General features: G+C 66.3%; 5 protein-coding genes. 1 reads left to right on the forward strand and 4 read right to left on the reverse strand.

Annotated features, from left to right (window positions below; genetic code table 11):
• The 4 genes from mrdA to H926_RS0100570 all read right to left on the reverse strand — a co-directional run.
• Nucleotides 1-2,016 (reverse strand): penicillin-binding protein 2 (gene mrdA / locus H926_RS0100555; protein ID WP_022674560.1); only part of this gene is annotated, 2,016 nt, incomplete at its 3' end.
• Between the two features lies 1 nt (nucleotide 2,017).
• Nucleotides 2,018-2,572: a rod shape-determining protein MreD gene (locus H926_RS0100560; RefSeq protein ID WP_028657394.1), complete on the reverse strand. Its 555-nt coding sequence runs from the start codon at nucleotides 2,570-2,572 to the stop codon at nucleotides 2,018-2,020.
• Nucleotides 2,573-2,583: 11 nt separating this feature from the next.
• Nucleotides 2,584-3,495 carry a rod shape-determining protein MreC gene (gene mreC, locus H926_RS0100565; protein WP_022674562.1) on the reverse strand — a complete coding sequence of 304 codons (912 nt, stop codon included), beginning with the start codon at nucleotides 3,493-3,495 and terminating at the stop codon, nucleotides 2,584-2,586.
• 108 nt (nucleotides 3,496-3,603) lie between these two features.
• Nucleotides 3,604-4,650 carry a rod shape-determining protein gene (locus H926_RS0100570; RefSeq protein WP_022674563.1) on the reverse strand — a complete coding sequence of 349 codons (1,047 nt, stop codon included), beginning with the start codon at nucleotides 4,648-4,650 and terminating at the stop codon, nucleotides 3,604-3,606.
• A 192-nt stretch (nucleotides 4,651-4,842) separates the two neighbouring features.
• Between H926_RS0100570 and mutL the strand changes: the two genes are divergently transcribed.
• Nucleotides 4,843-6,064: DNA mismatch repair endonuclease MutL (gene mutL, locus H926_RS0100575; RefSeq protein ID WP_022674564.1), on the forward strand; the 1,222-nt coding region annotated here is incomplete at its 3' end.

Genomic DNA, 6,064 nt, shown 5'->3' on the forward strand with positions numbered 1-6,064 from the left:
CGGCTGCGGCGCATCGGGTTCGGGCGCCGGGGGCGCAGCGTCGGTTTGCGGCGCGGCCGGCGGCGGGGGCGGCTTGTTTTCGTCTTCCACCACCTGGCTTGCTTGCGCCTCGTCGGGCGCACGCGGGGCACTGGCGCCATATTGCGCGGCAAAGGTATTGTACCGGGCGGCCATGCGCTGCTGCACGTTGCCGCCCCAGCCCTTTTCCAGTTCCTCCAGCGCGGCCATCGCCTTGGCCGGATCGAACAGATAGGTCATCACGTCGCGCGCGATCGGATAGGCGCTGGGCGAGCCGCCGCCATGCTCGATCGCCACGGCGCAGGCATAGCGCGGCTTGTCGAACGGCGCGAAGCAGATGAAGTGGCCATGGTCGCGCCGCTTCCATTCCACGTTCTTGCCATTGCCGTGTTGCAGGCCGACGACCTGCGCCGTGCCGGTCTTGCCGGCCATCAACACGCCATCGATGGGGATGCGCGCCTTGCCCGCCGTGCCGCGCCCGTTGACCACTTCGTTCATTGCCGCATGGATCAGATCGAGGTGATCCTGGGCAAAACCCATCGAGGGTGGGGACGGGGCATGCTTGTCGAGCATCAGGCGCGGGGTAAGTTGCAGGCCCGAGGCGATGCGCGACACCATCGTTGCCTGCTGCAGCGGGTTCACCAGCATATAGCCTTGGCCGATAGTGGCATTCACAGTGTCATAGATCGCCCATTCCTTATGGTACTTGCGCAGCTTCCACGCGGGATCGGGCACCGTGCCATAGGATTGGCCGGGATAGGGCATGGGGAATTCCTGGCCCAGGCCCAGCCGCCGCGCCATGGCGGCGATCTTGTCCATGCCGATCTGCTGGGCGAAGTGATAGAAATAGACGTCGCATGACTGGTAGATGCCCTTGAGCATGTCGGTCTGGCCGTGGCCGTGATGGTTCCAGCAGTGGAACACGCGGTTGCCCACGCGCAGGCCCCCGGCGCAGTTGACCGAGGCCTTGGGATCGAGCCCGGCTTCCAGAAACGACAGCGCCACCAGCGGCTTGACCGTGGAGCCGGGGGGATAGAGCCCGCGCAGCACCTTGTTGCGCAAGGGCACGTGGTCGTCTTCCGACAGCATTTTCCATTCGATGCGGCCAATGCCGTCGGAAAAACTGTTGGGATCGTAGCACGGCATCGACACCATCGCGAGGACGTCACCGGTGGCGCAGTCCATTACCACGACCGAGCCGGATTCCAGGCCAATGCGCCGCGCCGCATAGTCCTGCAGCCCGCCCAGGATGGTGAGCTGGATCGGCTGGCCGGGCACGTCTTCGCGCGTGCCCAGGTCGCGCACCACGCGGCCAGTTGCCGTGGCCTCTACCCGGCGCGCGCCAGGCACCCCGCGCAGGCGGGTTTCGAAATGCTTTTCAAGACCATCCTTGCCGATCTTGAAACCCGGTGTGATGAGCAGCGGATTGTGTTCGCGCTCGTAATCCTCGGCAGAGGCGGGACCGACATAGCCGACCAGATGCCCCACCGAAGGCCCGGTGGGATAATAGCGCGAATAGCCGCGCTGCGGGATCACGCCGGGCATCTCGGGCAGGCGCACGCTGACGGCGGCAAACTTGTCCCAGTCCAGCTTGGCGGCCACTTCCACCGGCTGGAATCCGCGCACCTTGTCGAGCTTGTCCTTGATGTCGCTGACCTTGTCCGCCGTCAGCCCGAGCAGGCCCGACAGCTTGGACAGGGTATCGTCGGGATTGACCAGACGATCGGGGATCACGTCGACGCGGAAATCGGCACGGTTGGAGGCCAGCGCGGCGCCATTGCGATCGAGTACCCAGCCGCGCCGCGGCGGGATCAGCGACAGGTTGACGCGGTTGCTTTCCGACGCCGCCTTGTACTTGTCGTTTTCGAACACCGCGAGATAGCCAAGCCGCGTGGCCAGCAGCACGCCGACGCTGGCCTGGGCCATGCCCAGCACGAACGTGCGGCGTTCAAAGCGGTTGGTCAGGATTGCCGAAGTCAACGGCAGCTTCTGCTTCACGTCACAGCCTTTTGAGGGGGAGCAGGCGAATGCGATCGAGCAGCGCGACAATGCGCGTGACCACGGGATGAAGCAGCACGGTCAGCAGCACCTGCGGACCGACCGTGACGGGCAGGGGATAGCTGGTGACCAGACCGGCAAAGGCCGCCGTGAGCACGACATAGGCGCTCAGCAGCGTGGCAGCGGTCAACCAATCCTGGATAAAGCCGCGCCACAGGAACTTTTCATCGATCACGTCCATCGCCAGCATGGTGAGGGACCACAGCACGATGCCGCTGCCAAACGGCTGCCCGCTGTAAAGATCATCGAACAGGCCCAGCGGCAGCCCGGCCCAGATCGGCAGCAGCGTGGGCCGCAACAGACGCCAGCCCAGCAGGGTCATGAAGCCGAGCGGTGGCAGCACCGGCGCCGAGGCGACCACCGGCGAGAACGTCACCATCGATGCCAGCATGATCGACAGCCACGGCAAGCCCTTGGCCAGAAATGGCAATGGCCCGCGATTGAGGCGTCGCCGCACAAGGTCTTCGGGCCGTGCGGGCAGAAAGGGGAGCGGCATCGCGGGCGGCCTTACGGGGTGTTATCGTCGGCCGGCGGCGGGGGCGCGGCCTTTTGCGCGGCCACCAGCGCGGCCTTGGCATTGGCCTGCCAGGCGGGCAGCACCACCACGAAATCAGCATCGGCCGGATCGCTGGCCAGGTGGCCCGTGGCGCCATCGCGGTGCGGCTGGGTGGCGACGGCCACCGGGATGCCCGGCGGATAGAGCCCGCCCGAACCCGACGTGACAAAGACATCGCCCACGTGCAGCGTGGCAACGCCGGTGTTGATCAGGCGGATTTCGATCTTGCCGTTGGCGCCGCCCTGGACGAACGCGGTCAACCCATCGGACGCACGGCGCACCGGCACCACGTTATCAGGATCAGTCACCAGCAGCACGCGCGCGGTATCCGGCCCTGTTTCCACCACGCGGCCGATCAGGCCACCGGCGGCGCGCACCGGCTGGCCGGTCTGCACGCCCTGGTGGGTGCCCACGGACAGCACGGCAAAGCGCCGGGTGGAGGTGGCAGTAGAACCGATCAGGCGCGCGCCGGTCACCGGCTTGAACGCGGGGTCGACAATCCCGAGCAGCGCCTTGAGCCGGGCATTTTCCTGTTGCAGCGCATGCATCGTCACTGCATCGGCCCGCGCGGCCTGCACTTCGCGGGTGAGAGCGGCGTTCTGGCGGCCGGCGTTGAAATAGGCGCCGATCGCCGCGAACACACCCTGGCTGGCGCTGCGCGTTTCCGCGCCCGCCTGGCCCAGGGGGCGCGCCACTTCGCTCGCGGTGGTGCGGGCAAAGGCAAAGGCTTCCGGGTTGAACATCGATACGCCAAGCACAACGAGACCCGCCACGACGCCCAGAATGGCGATCACGTAGCCAGTAAAGATCCCGTATTGCGCCCTGCGCGAAAAGCCCGGGCGCCGGTCAGGCGACCGCGCCATGATATTCTACCCCTGATACTCTACACTATGCCAAAGCCAGAGACGCGATGAAGGCCGGCTGAACCGTCCTGGCACCGCGTGCATCCTTGGCTGCAATCCCGGCATTCCTCAGGCGGTCATTAGCACGCCGCGATAGATCGGATCTTCCATGGCGCGGCCGGTGCCGAGTGCCACGCACGACAGCGGATCTTCCGCCACGCTCACCGGCAGACCGGTTTCCTCGCGCAGGTGCTCGTCCAGCCCGCGGATCAGCGCGCCGCCGCCGGTCAGCACGATGCCCTGGTCGACGATGTCGGCGGCCAGTTCGGGCGCGGTGTTTTCCAGCGCGATGCGCACGCCTTCGACGATGGCGCCGATCGGTTCAGACAGCGCCTCGGCCACGTTGGCCTGGGTGATGGTGATTTCCTTGGGCACGCCGTTGACCAGGTCGCGGCCCTTGATGTGGATCGTTTCACCAATGCCATCGGCGGGCATCGTGGCGATGCCGTAATCCTTCTTGATCCGCTCGGCCGTGGCTTCGCCGATCAGCAGGTTGTGATGGCGGCGCACATAGCTGACAATGGCTTCGTCCATCTTGTCCCCGCCGACACGCACCGAGGTGGTATAAGCCAGGCCGCGCAGCGAGAGCACGGCCACTTCGGTGGTGCCACCGCCGATGTCGACCACCATCGAGCCGACCGGCTCGGTGACGGGCATGTCGGCACCGATCGCGGCGGCCATCGGTTCGAGGATCAGATAGACTTGGCTGGCGCCGGCATTGCTGGCCGCGTCGCGGATCGCGCGGCGTTCCACCGAGGTGGAGCCTGAGGGCACGCAGATCACGATTTCCGGGTAGCGCAGCAGGCTCTTGCTGCCGTTCACCTTGCGGATGAAATGCTTGATCATTTCTTCCGCCACTTCGATGTCGGCAATCACGCCGTCGCGCAGCGGGCGGATCGCCTCGATGCTGTCGGGCGTCTTGCCCATCATCATCTTGGCGTCATCGCCCACGGCCTTGACCTTTTTGATGCCGTTCAGCGTTTCGATGGCAACGACCGAGGGTTCGTTGAGAACAATGCCGCGATCCTGGACATAGACGAGGGTATTCGCCGTGCCGAGGTCGATCGCAATGTTCTGGGAACCGAACTTGAAGAATCGGGAAAACATCGATGCCATCAGAAAATCCGTGTGATTCGCGCGCGGTACCAACCGCAATGGGTGGCCTATGCGCAAAAGTGAGCGCCCGGGGAAGGCGGCTCATTAGCGCAAGCGGGGGGGAAAACCCAATATTTTGTGCACTGCCGGCATGGGATAAGTGATGCTGCCCGTCTCGAAAAAGGGCACGTTCGTCGCTACCTTGCCAGGATCATGACCAGCACACCCCGCGTCATCCGCCGTCTGCCCGACACGCTGATCAACCGCATCGCGGCAGGCGAGGTGGTGGAGCGCCCCGCCAGTGCGCTCAAGGAGCTGGTTGAAAACGCGATCGACGCCGGCGCCGGGCAGATTTCTGTGCGGCTGGCCGAAGGCGGGCTGGGCCTGATCGAGGTGACCGACGATGGCTGCGGCATGCGCGCGGACGAGATCGCACTGGCGCTGGAACGCCATGCCACCTCGAAATTGCCGGACGAGGCGATCGAGCTGGTCGCAACACTGGGCTTTCGCGGAGAGGCGCTGCCTTCGATCGCCTCGGTCGCGCGCGTCACCATCGAAAGCCGCAGCCGCGCCGATGGCGAGGCGTGGAAACGCACCATCGACCATGGCACGCTGGTGAACGAAGGCCCCGCCGCGCTGCCGCCCGGCACGCGGGTGCGGGTGGAAGACCTGTTTGGCAAGATCCCGGCGCGGCGCAAGTTCCTGCGCAGCCCCCGTTCGGAATGGGCCTCCAGCCTCGATGTCGTGCGGCGCCTGGCCATGGCGCGGCCCGATATCGGTTTTACCCTGGAGCATGACGGGCGTCGCGCGCTGCATGTCCAGCCTGGTGACACCCTGGCCGCGCGCGTGGCACAACTGGTGGCACGCGAACTGGCCGACAATGCCGTGGCGGTCGATCTGCTGCGTGGCGACTATCACCTGATGGGCGTGGCGGGCCTGCCGACCTACAACCGTGGCGTGGCCGATCATCAGTACCTGTTCGTCAACGGCCGGCCGGTGAAGGACCGGCTGCTGCTCGGCGCGGTGCGCGGCGCCTATGCCGATATGCTGGCGCGTGATCGCCATGCCGTGCTGGCGCTGTTCCTCGATGTGCCCGCCGAGGAAGTGGACGTGAACGTGCACCCCGCCAAGACCGAAGTGCGTTTCCGCGACAGCGCGCTGGTGCGCGGATTGATCGTCACCGGCCTGCGCCAGGCCCTCTCCACCGGCGATCGCCGCTCTGCCCAGGCGCCTGATGCCGGCGCGATGCGTGCCTGGCAGCCCGAATCGGTCGAGCCGGCGCCGCTCTTCACCCCGCCGCCTGCGCCCCAACCAGCGCGCCAGGGCAGCATCTTCACACCATCCTATCAGCCTGCCCGCGTGAGCGAGGCGGGGCAGGCCTGGCGCGGCTATGAAGCCGGCGTGATGGCGCCGCCCGTGGCCCGTGCCGAAACCG

Source organism: Novosphingobium sp. B-7 (assembly GCF_000410615.1).
GTDB classification, from domain to species: Bacteria; Pseudomonadota; Alphaproteobacteria; order Sphingomonadales; family Sphingomonadaceae; genus Novosphingobium; species Novosphingobium capsulatum.

What these genes read in the sequence shown, in the direction of transcription:
- H926_RS0100570 (WP_022674563.1), bottom strand. Translation starts at nt 4,650, where the DNA reads ATGGCATCGATGTTTTCCCGATTCTTCAAGTTCGGTTCCCAGAACATT.
- H926_RS0100560 (WP_028657394.1), bottom strand. Translation starts at nt 2,572, where the DNA reads ATGCCGCTCCCCTTTCTGCCCGCACGGCCCGAAGACCTTGTGCGGCGA.
- mreC (WP_022674562.1), bottom strand. Translation starts at nt 3,495, where the DNA reads ATGGCGCGGTCGCCTGACCGGCGCCCGGGCTTTTCGCGCAGGGCGCAA.